19 protein-coding genes and 5 pseudogenes are annotated in these 25468 nt (G+C 71.5%); 13 read left to right on the top strand and 11 right to left on the bottom strand.

Annotated elements, in window-relative coordinates:
* The first annotated feature begins 3 nt into the window (after positions 1-3).
* The 5 genes and pseudogenes from WJ438_RS39770 to WJ438_RS39750 all read left to right on the top strand — a co-directional run bounded on the left by WJ438_RS39770 (position 4) and on the right by WJ438_RS39750 (position 7506).
* Entirely contained in the window at positions 4-324 is a 321-nt protein-coding gene (locus WJ438_RS39770; protein ID WP_406729432.1) for a hypothetical protein, read from the top strand.
* A complete protein-coding gene (locus tag WJ438_RS39765) occupies positions 318-2411 on the top strand; it encodes a transposase (protein ID WP_406729431.1) in 2094 nt (697 codons plus the stop codon). The genes WJ438_RS39770 and WJ438_RS39765 overlap by 7 nt, the downstream gene beginning before the upstream one ends.
* Positions 2405-3445 carry a TniB family NTP-binding protein gene (locus tag WJ438_RS39760; protein WP_406729956.1) on the top strand — a complete coding sequence of 347 codons (1041 nt, stop codon included), beginning with the start codon at positions 2405-2407 and terminating at the stop codon, positions 3443-3445. Before WJ438_RS39765 ends, WJ438_RS39760 begins: the two co-directional genes overlap by 7 nt.
* Positions 3442-4164: a TniQ family protein gene (locus WJ438_RS39755; RefSeq protein ID WP_406729430.1), complete on the top strand. Its 723-nt coding sequence runs from the start codon at positions 3442-3444 to the stop codon at positions 4162-4164. Before WJ438_RS39760 ends, WJ438_RS39755 begins: the two co-directional genes overlap by 4 nt.
* A gap of 684 nt (positions 4165-4848) precedes the next feature.
* Positions 4849-7506, top strand: a pseudogene (locus tag WJ438_RS39750) (Helicase associated domain protein).
* Between the two features lie 315 nt (positions 7507-7821).
* On the opposite strand, the gene WJ438_RS39745 reads toward WJ438_RS39750, so the two are convergent.
* From WJ438_RS39745 to WJ438_RS39735, 3 genes and pseudogenes are all read right to left on the bottom strand, one after another.
* Positions 7822-8115: a hypothetical protein gene (locus WJ438_RS39745; protein WP_406729429.1), complete on the bottom strand. Its 294-nt coding sequence runs from the start codon at positions 8113-8115 to the stop codon at positions 7822-7824.
* 447 nt (positions 8116-8562) lie between these two features.
* The gene (locus WJ438_RS39740; protein ID WP_406729428.1) at positions 8563-9807 is read right to left on the bottom strand and encodes a PP2C family protein-serine/threonine phosphatase; all 1245 of its coding nucleotides are present in this window, start codon (positions 9805-9807) and stop codon (positions 8563-8565) included.
* 245 nt (positions 9808-10052) lie between these two features.
* Positions 10053-10259 (bottom strand): annotated as a pseudogene (locus WJ438_RS39735) (XRE family transcriptional regulator); the annotation flags it as partial.
* A 68-nt stretch (positions 10260-10327) separates the two neighbouring features.
* On the opposite strand from WJ438_RS39735, the gene WJ438_RS39730 reads away from it, so the two are divergent.
* A complete protein-coding gene (locus tag WJ438_RS39730; protein ID WP_406729427.1) occupies positions 10328-11020 on the top strand; it encodes a helix-turn-helix domain-containing protein in 693 nt (230 codons plus the stop codon).
* Positions 11021-11132: 112 nt separating this feature from the next.
* Positions 11133-11687, top strand: coding sequence for a dihydrofolate reductase family protein (locus WJ438_RS39725; protein WP_406729426.1), 555 nt, complete (start codon positions 11133-11135; stop codon positions 11685-11687).
* Here the strand turns inward: WJ438_RS39725 and WJ438_RS39720 are convergent.
* A complete protein-coding gene (locus tag WJ438_RS39720) occupies positions 11659-11799 on the bottom strand; it encodes a hypothetical protein (RefSeq protein WP_406729425.1) in 141 nt (46 codons plus the stop codon). The genes WJ438_RS39725 and WJ438_RS39720 overlap by 29 nt on opposite strands.
* 264 nt (positions 11800-12063) lie before the next feature.
* On the opposite strand from WJ438_RS39720, the gene WJ438_RS39715 reads away from it, so the two are divergent.
* Positions 12064-12327 carry a hypothetical protein gene (locus WJ438_RS39715; protein WP_406729424.1) on the top strand — a complete coding sequence of 88 codons (264 nt, stop codon included), beginning with the start codon at positions 12064-12066 and terminating at the stop codon, positions 12325-12327.
* On the opposite strand, the pseudogene tpg reads toward WJ438_RS39715, so the two are convergent.
* Positions 12312-12817: pseudogene (gene tpg / locus WJ438_RS39710) on the bottom strand (telomere-protecting terminal protein Tpg). The gene WJ438_RS39715 and the pseudogene tpg sit on opposite strands and share 16 nt — an antisense overlap.
* A 191-nt stretch (positions 12818-13008) precedes the next feature.
* Between tpg and WJ438_RS39705 the strand changes: the two are divergent.
* Positions 13009-14289: an IS110 family transposase gene (locus tag WJ438_RS39705; RefSeq protein WP_406729423.1), complete on the top strand. Its 1281-nt coding sequence runs from the start codon at positions 13009-13011 to the stop codon at positions 14287-14289.
* Here the strand turns inward: WJ438_RS39705 and WJ438_RS39700 are convergent.
* From WJ438_RS39700 to WJ438_RS39690, 3 genes and pseudogenes are all read right to left on the bottom strand, one after another.
* Positions 14250-15481 (bottom strand): IS3 family transposase gene (locus tag WJ438_RS39700; protein WP_406729422.1). Its coding sequence is split into 2 segments (ribosomal slippage): positions 14250-15160 and positions 15160-15481, totalling 1233 coding nucleotides; the frame shifts between segments, so codons are not numbered across the junction. The genes WJ438_RS39705 and WJ438_RS39700 overlap by 40 nt on opposite strands.
* Positions 15482-15597: 116 nt before the next feature.
* A pseudogene (locus WJ438_RS39695) lies at positions 15598-15696 on the bottom strand (XRE family transcriptional regulator); the annotation flags it as partial.
* A 287-nt stretch (positions 15697-15983) separates the two neighbouring features.
* Complete coding sequence (locus WJ438_RS39690) at positions 15984-16511, bottom strand: DnaB-like helicase C-terminal domain-containing protein (RefSeq protein ID WP_406729421.1); 528 nt, start codon at positions 16509-16511, stop codon at positions 15984-15986.
* A gap of 14 nt (positions 16512-16525) precedes the next feature.
* On the opposite strand from WJ438_RS39690, the gene WJ438_RS39685 reads away from it, so the two are divergent.
* Positions 16526-16651, top strand: a complete 126-nt coding sequence (locus WJ438_RS39685) for a hypothetical protein (RefSeq protein WP_406729420.1) — start codon at positions 16526-16528, stop codon at positions 16649-16651.
* A gap of 691 nt (positions 16652-17342) precedes the next feature.
* Here the strand turns inward: WJ438_RS39685 and WJ438_RS39680 are convergent.
* Positions 17343-17690 carry a zf-HC2 domain-containing protein gene (locus WJ438_RS39680; RefSeq protein WP_406729419.1) on the bottom strand — a complete coding sequence of 116 codons (348 nt, stop codon included), beginning with the start codon at positions 17688-17690 and terminating at the stop codon, positions 17343-17345.
* A 279-nt stretch (positions 17691-17969) separates the two neighbouring features.
* On the opposite strand from WJ438_RS39680, the gene WJ438_RS39675 reads away from it, so the two are divergent.
* The gene (locus WJ438_RS39675; protein WP_406727186.1) at positions 17970-19694 is read left to right on the top strand and encodes an IS1182 family transposase; all 1725 of its coding nucleotides are present in this window, start codon (positions 17970-17972) and stop codon (positions 19692-19694) included.
* A 60-nt stretch (positions 19695-19754) separates the two neighbouring features.
* Here the strand turns inward: WJ438_RS39675 and WJ438_RS39670 are convergent, their stop codons facing one another.
* Both WJ438_RS39670 and WJ438_RS39665 read right to left on the bottom strand, forming a co-directional pair.
* Complete coding sequence (locus WJ438_RS39670) at positions 19755-20450, bottom strand: response regulator (protein WP_406729418.1); 696 nt, start codon at positions 20448-20450, stop codon at positions 19755-19757.
* Positions 20447-21670, bottom strand: coding sequence for a sensor histidine kinase (locus WJ438_RS39665; protein ID WP_406729417.1), 1224 nt, complete (start codon positions 21668-21670; stop codon positions 20447-20449). Before WJ438_RS39665 ends, WJ438_RS39670 begins: the two co-directional genes overlap by 4 nt.
* 1363 nt (positions 21671-23033) lie before the next feature.
* Between WJ438_RS39665 and WJ438_RS39660 the strand changes: the two are divergent.
* Both WJ438_RS39660 and WJ438_RS39655 read left to right on the top strand, forming a co-directional pair.
* Positions 23034-24320: pseudogene (locus tag WJ438_RS39660) on the top strand (IS256 family transposase).
* Positions 24321-24857: 537 nt separating this feature from the next.
* Positions 24858-25061 carry a cold-shock protein gene (locus WJ438_RS39655; protein WP_109540803.1) on the top strand — a complete coding sequence of 68 codons (204 nt, stop codon included), beginning with the start codon at positions 24858-24860 and terminating at the stop codon, positions 25059-25061.
* Positions 25062-25468 lie beyond the last annotated feature (407 nt).

Below are 25468 nucleotides of genomic sequence, written 5' to 3'. Positions count from 1 at the left end.
GACGTGCGGCAGGTCTACATCCGGCTGCCCGACAGCTTCCTGCACCCCCTGCCCTGGACCGACCAGGCGCATGCGCAGCGGCTTTTCGACGCCACCGTGCACCGCCGGATCACCCAGGTCCTCGCCGGCCGCACGAGCGGCGGGACCTTTTCCGGGGCAGGCCCAGGCGCCGGAGCGGGGGCACTAGCCGGCAGGCCGACGAGCCAGGTGGCCGACGCAATGGCTGTGCCTGAACCGGGCGGCGGCCCGGCTGCCGACGGCACCGCCGATGGGGGGCAGGAGTTCGGGTTGTGGGACGCGCGGGCGGAGGCCGGGCAGTGGTGAGCGCGCGCGGCGGCCGCCCGGTGGCCGCTGCCCGGCACCGGCAGGTGCAGCTGGGGGCGTATGTGACGTTCGAGGGCCGCGCCTGGCAGGTGGCCGCCGTGGCGGGGGCGTCGGTGCGCCTGGTCGACGAGGGCGGGCAGACGGCGTCGGTGCTGGCCTCGTTCCTGTTCGCCGACCCCGCGTTCGCGGTGGTGGACTCCCCCGCGCCCGGGGTGGTGCCGTGGGGGCTCATGGAGGCGGTGCCCGCGCGGGAGCGGGAGCGGGCTCTGGCCTGGCAGCGGCACATCCGCGAGATCGAGACCGGGCTGCCCGGCGGCCCCGGCAGCGGCGGGATGCCCCGGCCCGCATACGACCCCGAGCAGCGGTCGATGGCCGAGCGGGAGCAGGCCAAGGCCGACGAACTCGCACAGCTGGGCTGGCCGCAGGTCAGCCGGGCCACCGTGCGCCGCATGCGCGCCCGCTACCACGCGGGCGGCCTCATGGGTCTGATCCCCCGCCGGCAGGCCCGTGCAACGGGGCGGGCCGATGAGCGAGTGGTGGCCGCCGTGCTGGAGGCGCTGCGCCGCCAGCGCGGCCGGTCCAAGGGCACTCTGAAGGGGCTGCGGCAGCTGGCCGGGCAGATCCTGGCCGACACCCACGGGCCAGGGGTGGTGAAGGTGCCGCCGCCGTCGACGTTCAACCGGCTGGTGCGGGTACTGGCCGACCCGCTGGAGCATCCCGGCCGCCCCGCCCGCACCGCCACCGCCACGCCGGTGCGGCCGTTCACGCCGACGGTGGCGCTGCGGCCGGGCGAGCTGGTGCAGGTCGACACCACCCGGCTGGATGTGATGGCCGTAGGCGAGGACGGCCACCCGGTGCGCCCGGAGCTGACCATCGCCCTGGACGTGGCGACGCGGTCGGTGGTGGCGGCCGTGCTGCGCGAGGAGAGCACGAAGGCGGTGGACGCGGCCCTGCTGCTGGCGGAGATGGCCGTGCCCCACCCGGCGCGGCCCGGCTGGCCCGCACATCTGCGCCTGGCCCATGCGGCCGTCCCCTACGACCGGCTGCTCGCCCTCGATGCGCGCCTGGAGCAGGCGGCGGCGCGGCCGGTGGTGGTGCCCGAGACGATCATCATCGACCGCGGGCGTGTGTTCGTCTCCGCCGCGTTCCTGGCCGCCTGCGAGACCCTGGGCGTCGGTGTGCAGCCCGCCCCGCCGCGCTCGCCGGCCGCCAAGGGTGCCGTCGAGCGGACGTTCGGGAGTATCAACTCGCTGTTCGCGCAGCATGTCGCCGGGTACACCGGCTCCCACGTTCTTGAGCGCGGTATCGCGGTGGAGGACGAAGCGCACTTCACCGTGGCTCAGCTGCAGGAGCTGCTGGATGAGTGGGTCACCGCGTGCTGGCAGCACCGCCCCCACGACGGGCTGCGCCACCCGGTCCTGCCCAAGAAGGCACTGGCCCCGAACGAAATGTGGAGCGCGCTGCTGGGCACCTGCGGGTACGTGCCGCTGCCGCTGGCCGGAGCCGACTATCTGGAACTGCTGCCCGTGCGCTTCCACCCCGTCACCGGCCGCGGCATCCGCATCAACTATCGCACCTACGACCACGCCGTCCTCAACGAGCACCGCGGCCGCCCCTGCCCCACCGGCCCCGGCGGCAAGTGGGAGGTCCACCTCAACCCGCACGACGTGCGGCAGGTCTACATCCGCCTGCCCGACGGGCGCCTGCACGAAATCCCGTGGATCCACCGCGACCACGTCCACGCCCCGATGAGCGAGACCATCTGGCGCCGCATCCGCGCCGCCCTGGGCCGGCGCGCAGGCCGCGAGGAGCACGAGGCCGACCTGGCCGAAGCAGCCGACCAGGTCCTGCGCCGGGCCCGCACCCTGCCCGGCACCGGCGTACCCGCCGCAGCGGCGGCGGGCCCCGCGGCAGCGGCAAGCACGGCGCAGACGGCGGATGACGACACGCCGGCCGAGGGCAGTCTCGACGCCCTCGAAGCCCACTTTCCCGACGCCGTCGGCCACCCCGACGACGGTGAGGAACCCTCCCCGCCTGTGGGCCGCTCCGCACTGTATGACGCCTTTGAGGAGGCCGAGCACTGGTGACCACCAGCCCCCGCACCCCACCCGCCGCCGAGGATGCCTCCCCCGGGACTGTCACCACCTTCGATGCGTTCGCCCGGTTCGCCCATACCGCCCCGCCCGCTCCCCTGCAACCGGGCCAGCCAGCACGCTCGGTGGAGGAACGCCTGGCCTACCACTCGCAGTTCGTCACCGTGCGTACCCCGGCCATCGAGAGCCTCTCGCGCAGTGTGCGCACACTGATGATCCTCGGCCGCAGCCAGAGCGTCACCGCCCGCCCATCCCTGATCGTCACCGGCCCGGCCACCACCGGCAAGACCACCGCACTGCTCGAGGTCGGCCGGACCTGCCACCTGGCCCACACCCGCCGTGCCGCCCCGGGCGACACCGGCGTGCCCGTGGCGTATGTGCTGGTGCCGCCCGGCGCCACCGCCAAGACCCTGGCCTGCGAGTTCGCCCGCTATCTCGGTATCCCCGTCACCACCCGCATGACCACCGCGCAGATCACGACCGCCGTCTGCCACACCTACACCGAGGCCGGAGTGAAACTGGTGCTGATCGATGAGATCCACCGGCTCAACCCCCGCACCTCCAACGGCGCGGAGGCCGCCGACTGGCTCAAGGACCTCACCGAACGCGTCGGCGCCACGTTCGTGTACGCGGGCATCGACGTCACCACCAGCACGGTGTTCAGCGGGGTCCGCGGCGCGCAGCTGGCCGGACGCGCCTCACTCATCGACTGCGGGGCACTGCCCGCCCGCGCCGGATCACGCGAGCCGTTCCGTGAGCTGATCGCCGCGCTGGAAGCGGCCCTCGACCTCCGCTCCCACCGCACCGGCAGCCTGCCAAAGCTCGCCCCCTACCTGCACGAACGGACCGCCGGCCGCATCGGCAGCCTGGCCCGCCTCATCCGCCAGGCGGCCATCGAAGCCATCCTCAACGGCCACGAACGCATCACCAAAACCCTGCTGGACTCCATCGCACTGGACCACCTCGCCGAGGAGCACTACCGGCCCCGAACCCCGACGAGCCGCCGCACCCGACCCAGCGGCCGGTGACCGCGCACACCTGGAGCAGCCCGGTGGTGCGGGCACGCACGATGTGGCCGTCCCAGCCCGGCGCCCTGCGGACCAGGCCCCTGCCCCGCGAGTCAGCAGCCTCCTACCTCACCCGCCTCGCCGCCACCTACCAACTGAGCGCCGCCCAACTCCTCGACGGCCTGCACATCACCACCACCGGCACCTTCGCGGCCCCGCCCGCCACCGACATCCACCTCAGCGCCGAAGCCGCCCACCGGCTGTCCGCCTTCACCCGCATCCCGCCCGCACACCTCACCCGCGCGCTGGCCCGTCAGCCCCCACCCGCCTCCATCGGCACGGCCCACGACGCCATCGCCCGCTGGCAGCCCATCCCGCCCGCCGTGCAGCCGCTGCCGGCGTGCACCGCCTGCACCATCCGCCGCAGCCCCCACCAAACCGCCCCCGCGTGGATCCACCCGGCACCCAACTCGCCCCGGATCATGATCTGCACCCGCCACCAGCAAGCCTCCAGCGACCCCCGGCACCCCGCCCCGCTCGACATCCGCCCCGTCCCCGAACTCGCCCGGCCCCGCCCCACAGGCCGCCGTGCGACGACAGCCTCCCTGAACTGGGCATCGACGATCACGACACGCTGGTACGACCACCAACAGCACCTGCACCAGCGGTGGCTCACACGCCTTGACCGCCTCACCGACGCCAACCCCCACATCCCCCAGGCCCGGCCTCCCCCGCTCTGACCTGCCGGAACCTGATCACCTACCCCGAGACCCTCACCCTCGCCGCTGCCCTTGACCGCCTGTCCCCGTACCCCCTGACACGCGCGCAGCAGACCGCCTTCCTCCACAACCTCGCCGACCGCCTCCGGCTGCCCCGCCTCGCACCCGCCGACCACGACCTGCTCTGGCAACGCCTGCACACCCGCTGAAACTCACGCTCCGGCCGAGCGTCACCCCCCACGCCCAACATCTCCCGTACCTATGGGCGCGCCAATCACCCTGCGCAAGAACCACTGCCCCACCCGGCACACTGCGCAACACCAAACACCCAGCTCAGCCCACCAATCTCCACCGACGCCGGACACCCGGCTGCGTGTAGACCTCACCCACGAAACGAACACACCGCTCAACACGCTGAACAACAACAGGCCACAACCAAGATCAATATGCAAGCACGACAGCTACGCCACAGGAGGAAGCGGATGAGCTGCGGGCGGAGGTCCGGCTGTCCGCCGCGTCCGGCCGGCTGGTCCAGACGGTGGTCGGCCGGACGGGGCTGCGCCCCTGTGAGGTCCTGGCCCAGCTTGCCGAGCGGATCGTGGTGGGCGAGGACGGCACGGTGTCCGTCCCGCCCTTCACACCGTCCTGGTGATGTCCCAAGCGAGCGGAACAGAAGGCAAGAGAAGGCAGGGGAGGAGTGGGGGAATGCTGGGTATGCGGCTTCGGGAGCACCAGGTGGCCCAGAAGGCGAGTTTCCGTAAGTGGGTGGGATTCCCTGCAAGATCATCCGTGCCGTCGGAGGGGGCGCGGGGGACGATCGTGTCCGCGACCGGGTCGGGCAAGACGATCACCGCCGCCGCGTGCGCGCGGGAGTGCTTCCCGAGCGGGCGGGTCCTGGTGACCGTGCCGACCCTGGATCTGCTGGTGCAGACCGCTCAGGCGTGGCGCCGGGTGGGGCACCGGGCGCCGATGGTGGCGGTGTGCTCGCTGGAAAAGGACGAGGTCCTGGAGCGGCTCGGGGTGCGCACCACCACCAACGCGATCCAGCTCGCCCTGTGGGCCGGGAGCGGGCCGGTGGTCGTGTTCGCCACGTACGCCTCTCTCGTGGACCGCGAGGACCCAGAGGACCCCTTGGGCCGGGGAAGGTGCGCGGGCCGCTGGAGGCCGCCCTCGCGGGCGGGGAGCGCCTCTACGGGCAGCGGATGGACGGTTTTTCGCTCGCCATCGTGGACGAAGCCCACGGTACGGCAGGTGATCTAGGTCGTCCGTGGGCGGCGATCCACGACAACGCCCGCATTCCGGCGGACTTCCGGCTGTACCTGACCGCGACCCCGCGCATCTTGGCCTCTCCCCGCCCGCAGCGCGGGAAGGACGGTCAGGAGCTGGAGCTCGCGTCGATGGGCCAGGACTCGGAAACCTACGGACCGTGGCTGGCCGAGCTCGGGCTGAGCGAGGCGATCGAGCGGGGCATCCTCGCCGGATTCGAGATCGACGTGCTGGAGATCCGCGACCCCGCGCCGGTCCTCGGGGAGTCGGAGGAGGCACGGCGGGGCCGGCGCCTGGCGCTGCTGCAGACCGCACTGTTGGAGCACGCCGCGGCGTACAACCTGCGCACCGTGATGACGTTCCACCAGAAGGTGGAGGAGGCCGCCGCCTTCGCGGAGAAGATGTCGGAGACCGCTGCCGAGCTGTACGTCGACGACGCCTCCGGCGACGACCTGGCGGCCACGGACCGGTTGCCCGCCTCGTCGATCGACGCGGAGTTCTACGAGCTTCAGGCCGGCCGCCACGTCCCCCCGGGCCGGGTGTGGGCGGCGTGGCTGTGCGGCGACCATCTGGTGTCCGAGCGGCGTGAGGTGCTGCGGCAGTTCGCGAACGGGATCGATGCCGCGGGTCGGCGGGTGCACCGGGCGTTCCTGGCGAGTTGTCGTGTGCTCGGGGAGGGCGTGGACATCACCGGCGAGCGGGGCGTGGAGGCCGTCTGCTTCGCCGACACCCGCGGCTCCCAGGTGGAGATCGTGCAGAACATCGGCCGGGCCCTGCGGCTCAACCGGGACGGCAGCACGAAGGTCGCCCGGATCATCGTGCCCGTCTTCCTCCAGCCCGGCGAGGACCCGACCGACATGATCGCCTCCGCCAGCTTCCGCCCTCTTGTCGCCGTGCTCCAGGGCCTGCGCAGTCATGATGAACGACTCGTGGAGCAGCTCGCCTCCCGCGCCCTCACCCACGGACAGCGCACGGTACACCTCCGGCGCGACGAGGAGGGGCGGATCGTCGGGGCCGGCCGCGAGGCCGGGGAGGACCAGGGGCAGGACGACACCGACGCCGCCGCCGGGTCCGCGCTGCTCCACTTCTCCACGCCCCGGGACGCCACCACGATCGCGGCGTTCCTGCGCACGCGGGTCTACCGGCCGGAGTCGCTGGTGTGGCTGGAGGGCTACCAGGCCCTGCTGCGCTGGCGGAGGGAGAACGAGATCACCGGCCTGCACGCCGTTCCCTATGACGTCGAGACCGAGGTGGGCGTCACGAAGGACTTCCCCCTGGGGAGGTGGGTGCACCAGCAGCGCAAGGCCCTGCGGGCCGGGGAGCTGGAGGAACGGCGCAAGACCCTGCTCGACTTGCCGGAGGCCGGGCATGGTCTGGGAGCCCGGCGAAGAAGCCTGGGAGACCAAGCTCGCCGTACTCCGCTCCTACCGGCGGGCCACCGGACACCTCGCACCCCGCCAGGACGCCATCTGGGGCGAGAGCGAGGCGATGGTGCCCATCGGACAGCACATGGCCAACCTCCGCCGGAAGGGCGGCCTGGGGAAGGAAGCGGCGCGGGCCGCGGAACGCGCGCAGCAGCTGGCCGCGATCGATGAGGACTGGAACTGCCCCTGGCCACTGGACTGGCAGCGCCACTACCGGGTGCTCGCGGACCTGGTCGACGCCGACGGCAGCCTGCCCGACATCGCGCCCGGGGTGCTGATGGACGGCGACGATCTCGGACGGTGGCTGCAGCGGCAGACCCAGCCGGGCACCTGGAAGCTGCTGTCGGAAGAGCAGCAGGAACGGCTGACCAAACTGGGCGTGCAGCCCGTCCAGGTGCCGTCTCCGGCCCCGGCAGCCGGGCGCGCGGCGAAAGGGCCGGGCAAGGCGCAGCAGGCCTTCCAACGCGGCTTGACGGCCCTCGCGCAGTGGGTCGAGCGGGAAGGAGAACGGCCGGTACCACGCGGTCACGGTGAGGAGATCGCGGTCGACGGCGAGGCCGAGCCCGTGACCGTGAAGCTGGGCGTATGGATCTCCAACACCAAAACACGCCGCCACAAACTCACCCCCGAACAGCGCGACGCACTCGCCGAGCTCGGGGTGGAGTGGGCGTAGCCGCCCCCGGCGGGCCCTGGCGTCGGTACCCTCCCCGGGCGCTCGTAGCCGACGCCGGCTCAGAGCCCGAAGGCGCCACCCTCGATGAGGTTGTCTGCGGCACGGGCCTGCCGGGCATCGACGACATGCCTGGGGCGGGGTGCGGTGCGCCTGCAGGCGCACCGCACCCCGCCCCAGGGGGTATGGGCGCACCCCGTCCGGTCACCTACTGCCGTCTCGGCCGCGGTCGCTCATACGCGACGTCGTTGTCGGACATGAGCCATGCGGACGGTGCGTGCGGCTGATCAGCGGGCCGGTGGTTTCGGCCCCTCGCCGTCAGCGGCGATTGTCCCCGCGGTCGCGGTTGTTGTCGCGGTCGTGCCGGTCGCGGTGGTTATCGCGGTCGCGGTCGCGCCGGTCGCGGTGGTTATCGCGGTCGCGGTCGCGCCGGTCGCGGTGGTTATCGCGGTCGTGCCGGTCGTTGTCCGTGGCGTAGGAGCCGGTGACAACGCGCTGGGCGTCGGAGTGGGGCGCTGCCGAGGCCGTACCGCCCGCGGCGAGCACGGCGCCCGCCGCGACAGCCACCGAGGCGGCCGCGGTGGCGACCCGCCTTCCGAATATGCGACTCATGATCATTCCTCCTTGAATGGCATGCCGAGGCCCCGAGGAGCGGGACGTCGGACGATGCCCCGAGGCGATGGGGCACCGTCCGAAACTTCCCATGATCGGGCATCACGGGCACGCTGTGCGCCTCCAACTCAGTGAACGCGAAACGCTTCCGGCACCGGTGGTCCTACTCGAAGGGTTCGCCCGGCACCAGGTCGGCCTCTGTGCGGCCTCTCGGCTTCATGCCGGCGAACCACCCGGGGATCTATCGCCGCATGGCAGTGCAATCCGGTGCCGGTGCCACCCCGAGGTCAGCGGCGGACCGTCACGTACCTCCACCGCGGCCGGCGGGAAGACGGCCGGCAGCGGCCGACGGTGACCGCCGGCCACTGGCACTGACACGAACCCGACACATCGCAGGCTGTCGGTGGCCGCCGCGGTGCGAGACGGGTGGAGCCGGCGAAGGCCGGTTCACAGGCGGACGACGACCAGAGCGACGTCGTCGCGTCCGCCGTCGGCCACGCCGAGGCGGGTGAGCAGGGTGTCGGCCAGCCGCCCAGGGCCGAGAGAGGTGTGGCGGGCGAGGGCATCGGCGAGGCGGTGCAGGCCGGCGTCGATGTCCTCGCCGCGGCGTTCGATGAGCCCGTCGGTGTAGAGCACGAGGGTGTCGCCCGGGGTGTAGGGCACCGTGGCCTGGGGGCGCGGAGTGGTGGGGTCGGTGAGGACGCCCAGGGGAGGGTCGGTGGCCTCATCGAGCAGGACGACGGTGCCGTCCGGCCGGGCCAGGAGGGGCGGGAGGTGGCCGGCGCTGGTGTAGGTGAGGTGCTGTTGGCGGGTGTCGATGACGGCCTTGACCGCGGTGGTGGCCAGGGCGCCCTCGAAGGTGCGGGCGTACCGGCTCAGGACGTCCATGGCCGTGCCGGGTTCGTGGATGGCGCGCACGGCGGCGGACAGGGCGCTTCGGAGCATGCCCATGACGGCGGCGGCCTCCAGGCCGTGGCCGACCACGTCGCCGACCGCCACGCTGTACGTGTCCTCGGACAGGTCCACCACGTCGTACCAGTCGCCGCAGACGTTGAGGGATCGGACGGCGGGCAGGTAGCGCACGGCGATCTCCCGGTGGCAAGCCAGGTCCGGGGAGTGCAGCATGACCTCTTGGAGGGTGAGGGCGGTACGGCGTTCCCGGTCGTGGGCCTCGCGGAGTTCCTCGTTGAGGCGCTGGAGTTCCTGCGCCCGCGTGAACAGTTCGGCCTCCGTCGCCTTGTGCTCTGCGCCCGGGGCGTCCGGCTTCAGGCGGAGGGGACGAGTCAGCGCGAACTCGGTCATGTCCTCCACCCGGTGGATGATCCACTGCACCTCTCCGTCGGCTCCGAGGACGGGTGTGTTGACGGGCGACCACCACTTCTCCCGGAACACTCCCGGACGGCCGGAGACCGGGATGTCGTACTTCTGCACCGCCATCGTGTCCGGTTCCTTCGAGCGGATGACCCGCTGGAGGGAGGCCTGGAGATTGTGCACCCCGTCGGCGTCCGGGTCTGCCGGATTGTCGGGATAGACCTCGAAGAGGTACCGGCCGAGCAGCTCTTTGCGGGTCCGGCCCGTGGCCCGCAGATGGGCCTCGTTGGCCTCGACGATCACCAGGTCGGGGTCCAGCACCAGATAAGGGCTGCACGCCACGGCGAACAGCGCCCGGTAGTCGATCCGCGAGGTGGTCACGCACACTCTCCTGTCCAGCCCCCTCTGTCTCACTCATCCTCGGTCCTCGGCTATGCGGTCAGCCATAAGCGGCGGTCTGTCGGCTCGCCGGAGGCGCCGAGCAGGCGAACGATCAACTGGACCGGAGCCGTATCAGAGCTCTCCGCCCGACAGGCCATGCGCTCACGGCGCCAACCGAACGGCGCGGGTGCCAGGGGAAACGCTCACTCACACGAGGACCGGTTATCCGACCACTGGGCCACCTGTTACAGGTCGAACTCCAGGCGCTCGGCGTCGGTGAACTCCACCTCCAGGCCGTGGGCGCGGCGGCCGCCGTCGCGGAAGTACACCGCGCCCAGGCCTTCGGCGGCGATATCCCGCAGGCGCTGCTCGCCAGCGCCGGCCTCCTGGGCGTCGAAGGGGCGGGCCGCGTACTGCGGGGCAGGGCGAGGGTGTCCGGTCAGGTCGTCGTCCGGTGGGTGCCAGACTGGCGGTCCGGGGCAGAGTGTGTGGCCGTGTGAGGGGGACCGGATTGGGCTTGGTGATCGAGAGCCGACCGTCGGAGCTGCCGTACATCGAGCGGGTGTGGCGCAGCCGCAGCGACGACGTCAGCCAGATGATGTCGATCGCGACGTCGCACTGGGAGCTGGTGTTCTGGGAGCACCGCGGTGAGGTGCAGGCGGCTGTGCTGGGTCCGGAGTCGAGGGCGTCCCGGGCGCCGGTCCCCGAGGACGCTGTCTTCTTCGGGATCAGTTTCGCGCTGGGTACGTCGATGCCGCATATCCCGGTCAGCCGGCTGGTGGACGGCAATGCGGCGATCCCGGACGTGACGCGGCGTTCGTTGTGGCTGAAGGGGTCGGCCTGGCACGTTCCCGACTACGACAACGCCGAGGCGTTCGTTCGGCGGATGGTGCGCGAGGGCATCGTGGACCTGGACCCGGTCGTGCCCGCTGTGCTCGACGGCGCCCGCCCGGACGGCTCCGATCGCACCCTGCAGCGGCGCTTCGTCGCGGCGACCGGCCTGACCCAGGGCACCATCCGGCAGATCCACCGCGCCCGTCAGGCGGCGGTGCTGGTCCAGGAGGGGGTGTCGGCCCAGGAGGTCGTGCACCGGCTGGGGTACTTCGACCAGCCGCACCTGGCGCGGTCCTTGAGGCGGTACGTCGGGCGGACCGCCACTCAGCTGAGCGCCCCGGACGCGGCGGAGCCGCTGTCGCTTCTGTACAAGACCTGACCCTGGCGCCCGCCTAGTGTTCACGACGTAGCCGACGGGGACGGCCTGTCCCGGCCAGAGCGCCGTCCGGGCCGGGACGGGCGGAAGACCCCGGACTCATCATGGAGGAATCATGCGCAGGGTTGTTTCGGGTCTGTTCGTCTCGCTCGACGGTGTCGCGCAGTCGCCGGACCAGTGGCAGTTCGCGTTCGACGAGGAGATGGGCGCGGCGCTGGCCGACACGCTGGAGACGGCCGACACGATCCTGCTGGGCCGGGTGACGTTCACCGAGTGGGCCGGATACTGGCCCGCGGTGACCAGCGGTGAGGACGCCGGTTTCGCAAAGTGGATCAACGAATCGCCCAAGTACGTCGTCTCCTCGACGCTGGACAGCGTCGAGGACTGGGCGAACAGCACGCTGATCAAGGGCGATCTGGTGGCTGCGGTCAGCGAGCTCAAGGCGGGCGAGGGCAAGGACATCACCGTCGCGGGCAGCCCGACGCTGGTGCGCTCGCTGCTGGAGCAGGACCTGCTGGACGAGCTGGTGCTGCTGATCCACCCGGTGGTGGCCGGCGAGAACCGCAGGAAGCTGTTCGCCGATGACGCCGCGCTGAAGAAGCTGCTGCTGGTCAGCGCCCAGCCGACCAGCAGCGGAGTGATCATCGCAACCTACCGCCCGGCGCGCTGAGCCGGCGCGAACGGGCAAGGGCGTCGACCGCGCGCTCCACGGCGGCCTGGTTGAGCGGCCAGCCGATGCGCCGCAGCACCTGGCGGACGTCGCTGTACACCGCGATCAGCACGCCCCCGGTGTTATTCGGGGTTCGGGAGTATCCGAGCGGGGATGACCGCTACGCCTCCCCCTGGCCGACGGACAGCACAACCTCACGCCCCTTCCCCGGCTACAGGCGCAAAGCGCAGTTCAGAGACCTATGCGCAGGGCGAAGCAGACAGCCGGCGGAGGGAAGTTCACCGCCTCGCACGCGCGTGACACGCGCGCCCCCTGGGCCGGGCCGGAGCAGCCGACCGAGCGGTGAAGAAGTTCCGGCGGCGGGGAGAATCGGGCGATGACCGACCGCCGCCCGCTGGGCACCGGACCCACCCGCACCGCCACCGAAGCGGAGCTGCCGCCCGCGCCACGCGCCCGGCTCGCCGCCGAACGCCTGCCCACCGCCCCGGCCGCCGGCGACCCGAGGCCCGCACGCCCGGCCACCGGACGCCGCGCCCTGGGCGCCGGCCCCGGCGGTGACCCGCAGCCACCCACAGCCGAATACGCAGCTGCGCAGCCTCCCCGGTCTGACGGCGCAGCCCGGCCCTACAGGTCGAACTGAAGGTGCTCGACGTCGGTGAACTCCACCTCCAGGCCGGTGGCGCGGCGGCCGCCGTCGCGGAAGTACACCTCACCCAGCCCTTCGGCGGCGATATCGCGCAGCCGCCGCTCGGTGGCGCCGGCGTCGTGGGCGTCGAAGAGGCGGGCCGCGTACTGGGGTGGCAGGGCGAGGGTGAGGTGGCGAACGCGGGCGTCGTCGGTGGTGCCGGGCGCGGCGGTGAAGCCGAACCGGGCCCGGGTGTCGACGACCAGGCCGGTGCGGGTGGCCGCCTGGCGGCGGGCGCGCTCGCGGATGCGGGGCTGCCAGCGGGCGCGGACCGCGTCCTGAAGGCGTCGGGCGAGGTCCGCGCGGGGCCGGCGGATCTGGTCCTTCACGTACCGCTCCACGGTGCGCTGGGAGATCCGCAGCATCTGGGCGACGGCCTGGTGCCGTTGAGCTGCCTAATGGGAGCTGCCGGGTCGGTGAGACTCGGTGCCGTAGCCGCCAGCAGGTGAGCACTTCCGCTGCCGGAGCCGTTCGAGCTCTGTGGTCAGACCGTGCCCCTGCTGGTCGGCCGGGAGGCCAGACCGCTGATGGGGTGGCGTGCCCGCCGAGTGGGGCGTGAGCACTGGATCCATTAGGCCGCGTGCCGTGTCTTCCGGAGGCTGCACGAGTAGGGAAGTACCTGACCAGGAGGACGAGTTGCTGCTGATCGGCGATGACTGGGCCGAAGACCACCACGATGTCGAGGTCCAGGACGCTACCGGCCGAAAACTGGCCGCCGCCAAGCTACCCGAAGGTATCGAGGGCATCGCCAAGTTTCATGAACTCGTCGCGAAGCACGGCGGTGAGGACCTCGATGCCACCGAGGTGATCGTGGGGATCGAGACCGACCGCGGCCCCTGGGTGCAGGCGCTGCTCGCCGCCGGCTACCAGGTCTACGCGATCAACCCGAGGCAGGCCGCCCGGTTCAAGGAGCGGTACGGCACCTCCGGAGCCAAGAGCGACAAGGGCGACGCCCACGCGCTGGCCGACATGGTCCGCATCGACCGCGCCCAGCTGCGGCCGATCGCCGGGGACAGCGAGCAGGCCCAGGCCGTCAAGGTCGTCGCCCGCGCCCACCAGACCCTCATCTGGGAACGTACCCGCACCTTCCAGCGGCTGCGCAACACCCTGCGCGAGTACTTCCCGGCCGCCCTGAACGCCTACGCCGACCTCACGCTGACCAGCACGGACGCCCTGGAGCTGCTGATCAAGGCCCCCACCCCGGCAGCGGCGGCGAAGCTGACCCGCGCCCAGATCACCGCCGTCCTGGCCCGGCACCGCCGGCATAACCGGACGGCGAAAGCGGCCACGATCACCGCCGCGCTGCGCGAGAAGCACCTGACCCTGCCTGAGCCGGTGACTACCGCCTATGCGGCCACCGCCATCGCCCACGCACGGCTGCTGATCGCATTGAACGAGCAGATAGCCGAAATGGAAGCGCAGGTGAGGGCGCATTTCCTCGCGCACCCGGACGCTGAGATCTACCTCTCGATGCCCGGCATCGGAGCGATCACCGGCGCCCGGGTGCTCGCCGAGTTCGGCGACGACCCCACCCGCTACAGCTCCGCCAAGGCCCGGAAGAACTACGCGGGCACCAGCCCGATCACCCGGGCCTCCGGCAAGAGCCACACCGTCCAGGCCCGCTTCGTGCGCAACAACCGGCTTGCCGACGCCCTGCAGGCCCAGGCGTTCTCCGCCCTGCGTGCCTCACCCGGAGCCCGCCGCTACTACGACAAGCAGCGAGCCCGCGAGGCCGGCTACAACCCCGCCCTCCGCCAGCTCGGCAACCGCCTCGTCGGCATCCTCCACGGATGCCTCAAGACCCGAACCCCCTACAACGAAGCGACCGCATGGTCGCACGGGCCTTGTCCCCGAGGGGTGGACACCTGTTCGTGTCGTTATGCGGCGAGTGTCAGGGTAGCCGACTGTTGCTCGTAGGCGATCGGTGCCTGCTGTCCGTTCGCCGAGTGTCGTCGGCGGGTGTTGTAGCGGGTGGTCCAGCGGAAGACGGCCAGGCGGCAGGCGCGGGCCCCGCCGAAGCGGCGGGCGCCGCGGAGCGTCTCGCGTTTGAGGGCCGCGTTGAAGCTCTCGGCGAGCGCGTTGTCCGCGCTCGTGCCGACCGCGCCCATGGACTGCCGCACCCCCAACTCGGCGCATATATCGGCGAATTGGCGGGAGGTGTACTGCGCTCCGTGATCGCTGTGGAAGACGGCTCCGGCCAGGCTGCCGCGGGTCGCGGCAGCTGCCCGGAGCGCGTCGGCGACCAGCGAGGTGCGCATGTGATCGGCGATCGACCAGCCCACCAGGCGGCGCGAGAAGCAGTCGATCACGGTCGCCAGATACAGGAACTCGCCGTCACCCACCGGCAGGTAGGTGATGTCGCCGACGTACTTGGTGTTCGCCGCCGTGGCGGTGAAGTCGCGCCCGAGCAGGTCCGGCACGGGCGTGGCGGACGGCTCGGGCACGGTGGTGACCTGGCGCCTGCGCAGCCGCAGCCCGGCGATGCCGTACTTGCGCATGACCCGTCCGACGCGCTTGTGGTTCACGCGCTCACCGTCGTCGCGCAGCTCGGCGGTGATCCGGGGCCGGCCGTAGGTGCCGTCCCACTCGGCGTGCACGGCCCTGATCCGCTCGGCCAGCGCGGCGTCCGCCCGCTCGCGGGCGGCGCGGGCCTCCCGGCCGGCCCGCCATTTGTAGAAGCTGGAGCGGGCGACCTCCAGCACGTGACACAACCGCTTCACGCCCCAGGCGCGGTGGTGGTCCTCGATGAACTTGAAGCGGTTCACCAGTTCATCTCGGTGGCGAAAAACTTCGTCGCCTTGCACAGGATGTCCCGTTCGGTGGCCAGGGTCGCGTTCTGCTTGCGCAGGTCCTTGTTCTCCGCGCGCAGGGCCGCTATCTCGGCCTCCAGCTCTTCCTTCGTGGCCTCGCTCACCGGGACGTCCTTCGTGCTCTTGATCATGGCGCCGCTCTTGCCGCGGCGGGCCCGCTCGGCCCGCACCCAGTTGCGCAGCGTCTCCCGGCTGATCCCCAGGTCCTTGCCGATGCCCTCGAGGGTGTGGCTCGGATCCGACAGGTACAGCGCGACAGCGTCCGCCTTGAACTCGGGCGAATAGACCTTCATCACCATAAGAGGTCCCTCCTCCCCGGCCCCTGCCGGGGCCGGGCTCAGAGGTGTCCACCGCTCGGGGACAGGTCCCCACCACGCCCACCCCCACGCCGCTTGACACCAAACGACATGGGGTGTCTGACCAGGTAGCGCATCCGCGCACCGGCCGACTTCGGTATGGGGCGGGTGAACGCCTGCTGGACGGCGCGGTGCAGGCCGGCTCCGACGATGCCCATCGGGGGTCTCCGTTCATGATCGGCCGGGGGATAGCTGCCCGGCGCCGGGCGGAACGGGCCGCACAGCGGCGTCCAGGGCTGTTGGAGGGCGGTGTAGGTTCTCGGCCTCCGTGTCATGTGCCGACGCTGTGACCTGCGGTCCTACTGGCGTCTCACGCCGTGTCATCCGGCGGTTGTCTCAGCTTCCGTGTCATTTCCTCAGCTCTCCCGTTCGGTGCAAGCCGCTGACCTGAGACATGACATCGACGTGAGACTGCGCCTGAGAAAATGACACGGAATTTGAGACGCTACAAGGCGGGTTCTTCGGCGGCGCCCATATCGCGCAGGCGGCTGTAGTGGAACTGATGGGCCACCGTGACCGTGGCGGTGGGCCCGTTGCGGTGCTTGGCCACGATGAGATCGGTCTCCCCGGCCCGCCCGGACTCGGGCTCGTAGTAGTCCTCGCGGTGCAGCAGGATGATCGCGTCGGCGTCCTGCTCCAGGGCGTCGGAGTCCCGCAGGTCACTCACCGCCGGCCGCTTGTCCTGCCGCTGCTCGGGCCCGCGGTCGAGCCGGGCCAGCGCGATGAGCACGGCCCCGGTGTCGGCGGCGAGTTCCTCGCCGACGCCCGGAGCCTCACCCCGCCCCCGCCCCGACCGCCGATCCGGCCGACACCACCACCGCGGCGACGTCGCCGGCGAACGCGACCCCGGCCGACGACGACCAGGCGGTAGGGCTGCGCGAGGCCCACGAACACCACCTGCGAAGTGCCGCCGCCTTTCGTCGAGATTCACGAGGCGAGTGATCACCGACTGCCTCCGGAACCTACCGGCCATCGCTGTGCCGGGAGATGAACGAAGCCACCCGGCCACGCCGCCCCCTGAGGACAGCCCCCGACCACCGCACCGAGATGACCATCCGCTTCGCCCTCCGGGACCAGGCCACCGGCGCCGCCGGCCAGCCCGCCAAGGCCTGAGCACCGGCCCGAAACCCGACCCCCGCCACACCCCGACGCGCCGACAGAGACCCACGCCCTCAACCACGTGACAGCGCCGCCGCAAGCCCTCGGCAGGTTCGCCCAGACCGCGCATCCGCAGTCGGGCCGCCTCTACGCGGGGGTCCGGGTTGGTGGCGCAGGCGAAGTTCACCGCCTGGCGCAGGATCCACTGGTGGTAGGAGAGGAGCCGGAACGCCCGCTTTCTGAGATCGTCGAAGTCGTCGTCGATGGACAGTCGACTCAGGCGCACGCTGAGCTTGTGGTAGACGGAGATCTGTTCCCCGCCGGTCTGCGTCACCGCGCCGGACACCGACCGCGTGGTGGCCGCATGCGGCCACCACGCGGTCGGCGACGGGCTGGGCTGCCACGGCCTCGTCCACGATCGCCAGCAGTGCTGCCAGCTGCTCCGGGCGGGCCACCGGCCGCTCGCAGCGCATCCTCGGCCACCCGTGAGACAGGGCGACCACGGCCCGTCGCAGCAGCCCCGGAGAGGCGGCGGTGCTCGGTGAGGGATGCCTGGCAGCGGGCACGCGCATGATTCCTCCTGGTCGTGTACACAACCAGGGACCTCAGCGGCGTCCGCCGAGCGCGCCGGTGAGGGGGCTCACCGGCGCGCTCGGCGCGCATTTCCAGTGTGCTGCCCGGGCGGATCAGCACGCTGCCCGGTCGCTCACCTGACGTAGGCAAGCCGACTCACCCATTGGGACAGCGTGAGCGAGGTGGCCAGGGCCCCTCGGGCCGTACTGTGCCGGCGGCGTCGGTGCCGCGAGTCATGGCGGCACCCGGCCGACCCGGGCAGGTACGACGGCTGTTGCCGGCCGGGGTCGTACGCCAGGGCCGTGCGAAGAGAGGACAGGTGTGCGGCCACGGCCGCGAGGCAGTGATGCTCGTCCCGGCAGTCAGGGCAGGTCGCCAGGTGGGCGCGGACCGCGCTCGCCTCGCCGGGGTCCAGGACGTTGAGTGCGTGTCCTTCTAGCAGGTCGCCGATGGTGCGGCAATCCTGGGAGGGAGTAAGCATGGCGGGTCCCTTCGTGCAGGGGTGAGAATCGCGCCGTCAACGGGGCCGGTGTACGGCTGGTGCACCGGTACACAGCTCCGTTTCATGACCCCACCATCGCCCAGGAACGGCCCCTTGCGCGTCGTCCCCGTGCAGCAATTCCCGGGTACCACGGCCGCGGTATCCGGCAGGCCGGCGTACGACGACTCTGCTGCGCAATTCGCTGCGGGGGTGAGGTCGGGTCCGCGATGATCGTTCCTGGGGTCGCTTCTCTGTCGTGCGGCCGTGGAGGCGGTACGGATGTCGATGCGGCCGGCGGGGCTGCCGGAGATCCCGGAGCAGACCGTGATGGTGGCCCGGGCGGCGTTCCCGAAGGGGAGTCTGGCGATACGGGTGCGGGACCGTCTGGCGGAGGTCTTCGCTGATGAGCCGTTTTCCGCCGCGTTCGGGGTGCGTGGGGCTCCGGGCCTGTCGCCGGGGGTGTTGTCGCTGGTGACGGTGTTGCAGTTCGCCGAGGACCTCACCGATCGGCAGGCCGCGGCGATGGCGGTACGGGCGATCGACTGGAAGTACGCCCTCGGTGCGGAGCTCACCGACACCGGCTTCGACGCCAGTGTCCTGTCCAGGTTCCGTACCCGGCTCGCGGACAGCGGCATGGAGCGGGTGGTCTTCGACCGGCTCTTGGCGCACTGCAAGGAGGCCGGTCTGGTGGCGGCCGGCGGCAAGCAGCGTACCGATTCCACCCATGTGATCAGTGCGGTGCGGGACTTGAACCGTCTGGAGCTGGCCGGGGAGAGCGTGCGGGCGGCGCTGGAGGCCCTGGCGGTCGCGGCCCCGCTCTGGCTGGCCGGGCAGATCGACATCACCGAGTTCGCCGAGCGGTACGGGCCGCGGGCCGACGGCTGGCGCATGCCGCCCTCGCAGACCAGACGCGACCGTCTCGCCCAGGTCTTCGGGCAGGATGCCCTCGCCTTGTGCCGGGCGGCCTGGGCCGAGGACGCGCCGGGGTGGATCCGCGAGATCGAGGCGGTGGACCTGCTGCGGCAGGTCCTCGTGCAGACCTACCTCATCCGCAGCGACGCGCGGGGACGGCAGGTGATCAGGAAGCGGGACGCCGACGACGGTGTCCCGCCCGGTCAACTCCGCCTGTCCTCCCCCTATGACCGTGACGCACGGTGGGCGGCCAAGGGTGAGGACCTGTTCTGGATGGGCTACAAGATCCACCTGACCGAGACGTGCGGCACACTCCCCGACGCCGCCGCCGGGTCTGGGGCAGGTTCTGGGACAGGGGTGGTGCCGAACCTCATCACCGACGTGCATACCACCGACGCGACCGTGCCCGATGTGAAGGCGACCGCACCGATCCAACGCAAGCTCACCGAGCGCGGCGTGAAACCCGCCGAGCACTACCTCGACTCCGGCTACCCCTCAGCAGACCTGATCACCAAGGCCATGCAGGACGGCATCCGCATGGTCACCCCGGTCCTCCTGGACCACTCCGCGCAGGCCAAGGCCGCCGAAGGCTTCGACAAGAACGCCTTCACCATCAACTGGAAGACCCGTCAGGTCCGCTGCCCCGCCGGTCGCACCAGCTCCCACTGGAACCCGGTCAAGCAGCACGGCAAGGACGCCATCGTGATCACCTTCAGTGTCCTGACCTGCCGCGACTGCCTCTTCCAGAAGCAGTGCACCACCTCGAAACCCGGGCGCCGCATGCTCACCCTGCGTCCCGAGGAACTCCACGAGAACCTCGCCCGGGCCCGCGCCGAGCAGAAGACCGACACCTGGAAGAACAAGTACGCCCTGCGCGCCGGCGTCGAGGGCACCATCAACCAGGCCCTCGATGTCACCGGCATCCGCCGGGCTCGCTACCGCGGCCTGCCGAAAGTCCGCCTTCAACACGCCTTCTCCGCCACGGCACTCAACCTCGTCAGACTCGACACCCACTGGACCACCGGGCCCCTGCCCCTCGACCGCCCTCGCAGCAGCAGGCTCGAACGACTCAGCTACCGACTTTCCGCATGAACGAATTGCGCAGCAGAGTCTACGACAGGGCCAAAACGCGCTCCGCGGTCACGCCGGCATTCACCCGGCCACTGAGGGACGAGTCGCCGTCGTCGCCGGGCTGACCACGCCGCACTGGTAGGCGATGACCACCAGCTGGGCCCGGTCGCGGGCGGCCAGCTTGGTCATGGCCCGGTTGACGTGGGTCTTGGCCGTCAGCGGGCTGACGAACAGACGCTCGGCGATCTCGTCGTTCGACAGTCCCAGCGCGACAAGCCCCAGGACATCGCGTTCCCGTCGCGTCAGGCATTCCAGCCGCTCGTGCACGGCTGCCGTGCACGGCTCCGGCTGCGCCAGGAACCGCCTGATCAGCCCCCGGGTCGCCGAGGGGGACAGCAGCGCGTCCCCTGCGGCGACCGTGCGGACGGCATCGAGCAGCTCCTCGGGCCGGGCGCCCTTGCCGAGAAAGCCGCTCGCACCTGCCCGCAGGGCCTCCGCGACGTACTCGTCGTCCTCGAAGGTGGTCAGGATCAAAACCTTCACCGCCGAGAGGTCCTCGGCCTCGCCGATCAGCCGCGTGGCGACGAGGCCGTCCATCTCAGGCATGCGGATGTCCATCAGGATCACATCCGGTCGCTGCGTCCTCGCCAGCTCCACCGCCTCGCGGCCGTTGGACGCCTCGCCCACGGTCTCCATGTCGTCGGCGGAATCGAACAGCATCCTGAAGGTGCCCCGCAGCAGGGCCTGGTCATCGGCGAGCAGTACGCGGATCGTCATGCCCATCTCTCCTCGGCGTCCCGCCCGACCGGTGCCACGCTTGCCGCGCCCGGCCGCAGCGGCAGTTCGGCGGTCACGGTGAAGCCCCCGTCGGGGCGCGCCGCGGCCTCCAGCTTTCCCCCGACGCTGGCCGCACGCTCGCGCATCCCGATCAGCCCGTGGCCGGTCCCGGGGTGGGGCTTGTGCGGTCGGGCGCGCCCGTCGTCCTCGACCGTGATCGTCAACCATTGGGGCCGGTAGTGCAGGTGGAGGCGGGCGTGATCGGCCCCGGCGTGCTTGCGCACATTCGTCAGGGCCTCCTGCACGATGCGGTACGCGGCCAGGTCCACCGCCGGCGCCAGCGGCACGGCCATGCCGTGCCGCATGTGCCTGACGGACAGGCCGACACGCTCGAAGGACGCCAGCAGCTCCGGTACCTGCGCCAGGCCCGGCATCGGATCCCGCGGCGCTTCCGGATCATCGGACTGCCGCAGGAGGCCCACGGTCACCCGGAGTTCCTCCAGCGCGGACCGACTGGTGTCCCGGATGCCCTCCAGAGCGGTGACCAACTGCTCCGGCCGCCGCTCCACCAGGTGAACAGCAACGCCGGCCTGCGCGTTGATCAAGGCGATGTGGTGCGCGACCACGTCGTGCAACTCGCGCGCGATCCGGATCCGCTCGGCCGCCACCCGCTGCCGCGCCTCCTGCTCACGGGTCCGCTCCGCGTACTCCGCCCGTTCCTCCACGGCCGCCACATACGCGCGGCGTGAGCGCACCCCGTCCCCTACGGCGGCGGGCAGGGCCGTCCAGGCCAGCGTCGCCACGTTGTCCCCGAACCATGAGCGGGAGCCGAACACCAGGGCTGCCCCGACCAGCAGGGCGGCCGAGGCCGACGCCACCATCCACGTGGTCCGCCGGTCGGTCCGGACGGCCACGGTGTAGACGGACACGATGACCGGACTCGTCACCAACGGACTCTCCCGAACCCCGAGCACCTGGAAGACCACCCCGCAGGCGAGGGCGGTGACCAGGACGCCGAACGGGTGGCGATGGCGCCACAGCAACGCGAAACAGCAGACCGCCGCCAGCACCACGGCAGGCGGGCGAACCGAAATCCGGTGCTCCTGCGGGATGACGGAGGCGGCCGCGACCGACAGCACGAACAGCACAACCGGCCCCAGCACGTCCAGCGTGCCGACCGGGGCGCCCACTCCCCGCCGCCAACCGTTGATCACTGCCATGCCACCACCGTAGGGCCGACACCCGAGTGCCGCTGGCTTGCCAACGCCGGCCACCACTGCGGAGGCGTCCGATCGGGCGATGACCGACCGCCGCCGCCCGCTGGGCACCGGACCCGCCCTTACCGAGCCGGCTCGCCGCAGACGGCAGCCCGCCCCCGGCGCCGCGCGCCCGGCTCGCCGCAGAGCGCCTTCCCGCCGCCGCCCCGGCCGCCACAAAGCCGGATCCTGGGCCCTGGGCGCCGACCCGCCCCCTTCCCCCACGTTCCGGGCGCCTCAGCGGCCGGGTGAACGCGGCGGCCTCGCCAGCGCGCAACACCCGCACCCAAGCGCAACGTGCCGCAGCCAGCGCCGCGTCAGTCCCGGCGCGGCCACCAGCAGCGCCGCCTGCCCGAGACGGCGCCGTGCTCAGCCTCCCCGGCCTCCGCCGGAGGAGGAGCCGACGCGGGGACGACGACAGGGCGCGCTCATGGCGCAGCCGCTCCAGTTCGGTCCGCAGGGCCTCCGCCTCGGTCCCGGCGGTGGCGTCCTGCTGTGGCCCGGCCGACGTCTGGCCACCGACTCCCTTCTTATCTGGCGGAGCAGGGGCGTTGAGCCCCCACCGCGGCCAGCGGGAAGACGGCCGGCCACTGGCACTGACGCGAAGCCAGCGCATCGCACCCAACATCTCCAAAAGACCCGATTCCGCTGTGTGACGAGATGTCCACCAGCGTTCACAGCAGGCGCGCGGGTACGTCACGGCAGACGTTCGACTCGCGGGCGCTACCCACGCGCGCCCTGAACCCTGAGGCCGGGCGGGCACGGCAGTTCCTGGCCGCCGGGCAGTGGCGCCCTGTCGCGGCGGACCCCAGGGCAGCAGCGGCCGTCCTGGAACGCCTCGCGGCCTCGCTCCCGGCCCGGCGCGCAGTGACCGCACGGACGCTGGCCACGGACCGGGACCGGCGACTCCAACGCCTCCCGCGTACTACCCCACCGCCTCGACGCAGGTGCCGTCAGCCCGCCGGCAGCCGCCCTTCTGGCCGCCGTCGCCCGCGCCTTCTTGCCTTGGCACGCCACCCCGAACCCACCGGGCGCAGCGGCGGCCCCGAGATACGGGGCCCCGGCGAGGACGGCAGACGGCCTGGCCGTGCCACCGACAGAGGCGGGCGAGGCCCTGCTCCCCGAGCTGATCGCACTGTTCGCCGTGCTGGCCTCGGCAAACCCGCCCGGGGCCGCCCCCGCTCACGCCCCCGGCCGAGCCCTGGCAGGTCCGGTACGCGGGCCGTGTCCGTCGTTACGGCAGATCCGCTTTCGGGGTGTGGACGGCCGAGACGTCGGCGGTTCTGTACGGTCAACGGTGTAACTCCCGAGCTGGAAGCGACAGTTGATGACTGACGTGATGAGTGACATCGAGACCGGGGAGGCCGCCGTGGATGCGCTGGATGCTGTGGATGACGGTCTGGTTGCCGAACTGGTGGCCCGGGCCCAGGCCGGCGAAGTGAAGCTGACCGGCGAGGGGGGTCTCCTGGCGGAGCTGACGCGCAAGTGCTGGAGTCCGCGCTGGAGGGCGAGCTGACCGATCACCTCGGGCACGAGCCCGGTGAACGGGCCGAGGACGGCCGGGAGAACTACCGCAACGGGCACCGGGCCAAGACGGTGACCACCGAGGTCGGACCGGTGGAGATCACGGTGCCGCGGGACCGGGCGGGCACGTTCGAGCCGCAGCTGGCCAAGAAGCGCCAGCGGCGCCTGGGCGGGGTCGATGAGATGGTCCTGTCGCTGTCCGCGAAGGGCCTCACCCATGGTGAGATTTCCGCGCATCTGGCCGAGGTCTACGGGACGGAGGTCTCCAAGAGCACCATCTCCACGATCACCGACAGCGTGATGGCCGGCATGGCCGAATGGCAGAACCGTCCCCTGGACAGCGTGTATCCGGTCGTCTTCATCGACTGCGTAAACGTGAAGGTCAGGGACGGTCAGGTCGCCAACCGGCCCGTCTATATGGCGCTGGCAGTGACGGCGGAGGGGCATCGGGACCTCCTGGGCCTGCGGGTCGGCGACGGCGGCGAGGGCGCCAAGTACTGGCTGCAGGTCCTCACCGAGATCAAGAACCGCGGGGCCCGCGATGTGCTGATGCTGGTCTGCGACGGCCTGACCGGCCTGCCCGACGCGGTGAACACGGTCTGGCCTGCGACGATCGTCCAAACGTGTGTGGTTCACTCGCTGCGGAATTCGTTCCGCTACGCGGCCAGGCAGGACTGGGAAAAGATCGCGCGTGCGGCTCAAGCCCGTCTACACCGCGCCGACCGAGGACGCCGCCCTGGAGCGTTTCCTGGAGTTCAGCGAGGCCTGGGGCAAGAAGTACCCGGCGATCGTGCGGCTGTGGGAGAGCGCCTGGGCGGAGTTCGTCCCCTTCTTCCGGTTTGACGTGGAGATCCGGAAGGTCGTGTGCACCACCAATGCGATCGAGTCCGTCAACGCCCGCATCCGCAAGGCCGTGGGGGCCCGCGGGCACTTCCCCACAGAACAGGCCGCGCTCAAGTGCGCCTACCTCGCGGTGATGAGCCCGGACCCCAAGGGCACCGGCCGCAAACGCTGGACCATGCGCTGGAAGGCCGCACTCAACGCCTTCGACATCACCTTCGACGGCCGACTCACCGCCGGACGCCGGTAGAAACAATCAACCGAGTCCCACCGTTCGCTGTACAGGCCCGGCTGTGGAGTGGAGTCGCCCGAAGGGATCAGAGGCGCTGCTGATCAGGCAATTCCGCGATTGGGGTCCTGGAGCCGGTCGCCGACTGGCCCGAGTCCGCTCCCTGGAGCGGGTACGCCCGCCCCGGCGTCGACGCGGTCGCCGCCCGCGTCGCCGTCTCCGATCCGGCCGCCCGCCGGAGGGGCTGACCGCGTTCTACCTCAACCAGTCCTTGACGGACGCCCCACGAGCCGGTGCTCAGAACTGGGCGTCGCTGCGGGCGGTCGCCTTCAGCGGCTCGCGGCAGTGCCGGCACCGACGCACGACGGGGCCGGCGGGGTTTCGGCCTGGCAGTGCCCCCGTAAAGGGACTAGCGTGATCCACAGAGCAGGCGTGGTTCCGAAGTCGTTCGCCCGCGGTCACCTTGCCTGCGGGCGCATTGCTGTGCAGCCCTCTCCGGACCAGGCGATTACCTCCGGGCCCACACCGTGCGGGCCCGCACCCCCGAAGGAGACAGGCATGGCCAAGGGCACCGTGAAGTGGTTCAACGCGGAGAAGGGCTTCGGCTTCATCGCGCAGGAGGGCGGCGGCCCGGACGTCTTCGCCCACTACTCCAACATCACCGGGCAGGGCTACCGCGAACTGCAAGAGGGCCAGCACGTGGAGTTCGACATCACCCAAGGCCAGAAGGGCCCCCAGGCGGAGAACATCCGCGTCGTCTGACCCCAGCGCCCGAACAGGCCCGGCACCCTCCGCGGTGCCGGGCCTTTGTGTCGGGCCGCGCTCACCCTGACGCCGAGCGCACCACCCCCACCCCGATGCTGCTGGCCCGCTCCCGCCACGCCTCCGTCCGCTCCCTGAAGCGGGTACGCCCGCCCCGGCGTCGACGCGGTCGCCGCCCACGTCGCCGTCTCCGACCCGGCCGCCCGCCGGAGGGACTGACCGCGGTCCACTTCCGCAAGCCCTTGGCGGACGCCCCACGAGCCGGGGCTTATCTCTGCTGGTCAGCGACGTGTAGCGGCTTCCGGGAGGCTCCACATCGGCGGCGGGCGTGACGGCTTCGCGTAGGGGCTGCGCCCGCCAGGCCCGGTAGGCGGCCTGACGGCACGCAGGTCGGCAGAATCTTGCGT

The sequence above is a fragment of the Streptomyces sp. GD-15H genome (genome assembly GCF_045291515.1).
GTDB lineage: Bacteria > Actinomycetota > Actinomycetes > Streptomycetales > Streptomycetaceae > Streptomyces.
This window is presented reverse-complemented; position numbering and strand designations above follow the sequence as displayed.

Coding starts and splice junctions, on each gene's coding strand:
- WJ438_RS39745 (WP_406729429.1), bottom strand. CDS start 8,115: ATGAGTCGCATATTCGGAAGGCGGGTCGCCACCGCGGCCGCCTCGGTG.
- WJ438_RS39725 (WP_406729426.1), top strand. CDS start 11,133: ATGCGCAGGGTTGTTTCGGGTCTGTTCGTCTCGCTCGACGGTGTCGCG.
- WJ438_RS39715 (WP_406729424.1), top strand. CDS start 12,064: ATGACCGACCGCCGCCCGCTGGGCACCGGACCCACCCGCACCGCCACC.
- WJ438_RS39690 (WP_406729421.1), bottom strand. CDS start 16,511: ATGGCCGGTAGGTTCCGGAGGCAGTCGGTGATCACTCGCCTCGTGAAT.
- WJ438_RS39685 (WP_406729420.1), top strand. CDS start 16,526: ATGAACGAAGCCACCCGGCCACGCCGCCCCCTGAGGACAGCCCCCGAC.
- WJ438_RS39680 (WP_406729419.1), bottom strand. CDS start 17,690: ATGCTTACTCCCTCCCAGGATTGCCGCACCATCGGCGACCTGCTAGAA.
- WJ438_RS39675 (WP_406727186.1), top strand. CDS start 17,970: ATGTCGATGCGGCCGGCGGGGCTGCCGGAGATCCCGGAGCAGACCGTG.
- WJ438_RS39670 (WP_406729418.1), bottom strand. CDS start 20,450: ATGACGATCCGCGTACTGCTCGCCGATGACCAGGCCCTGCTGCGGGGC.
- WJ438_RS39665 (WP_406729417.1), bottom strand. CDS start 21,670: ATGGCAGTGATCAACGGTTGGCGGCGGGGAGTGGGCGCCCCGGTCGGC.
- WJ438_RS39655 (WP_109540803.1), top strand. CDS start 24,858: ATGGCCAAGGGCACCGTGAAGTGGTTCAACGCGGAGAAGGGCTTCGGC.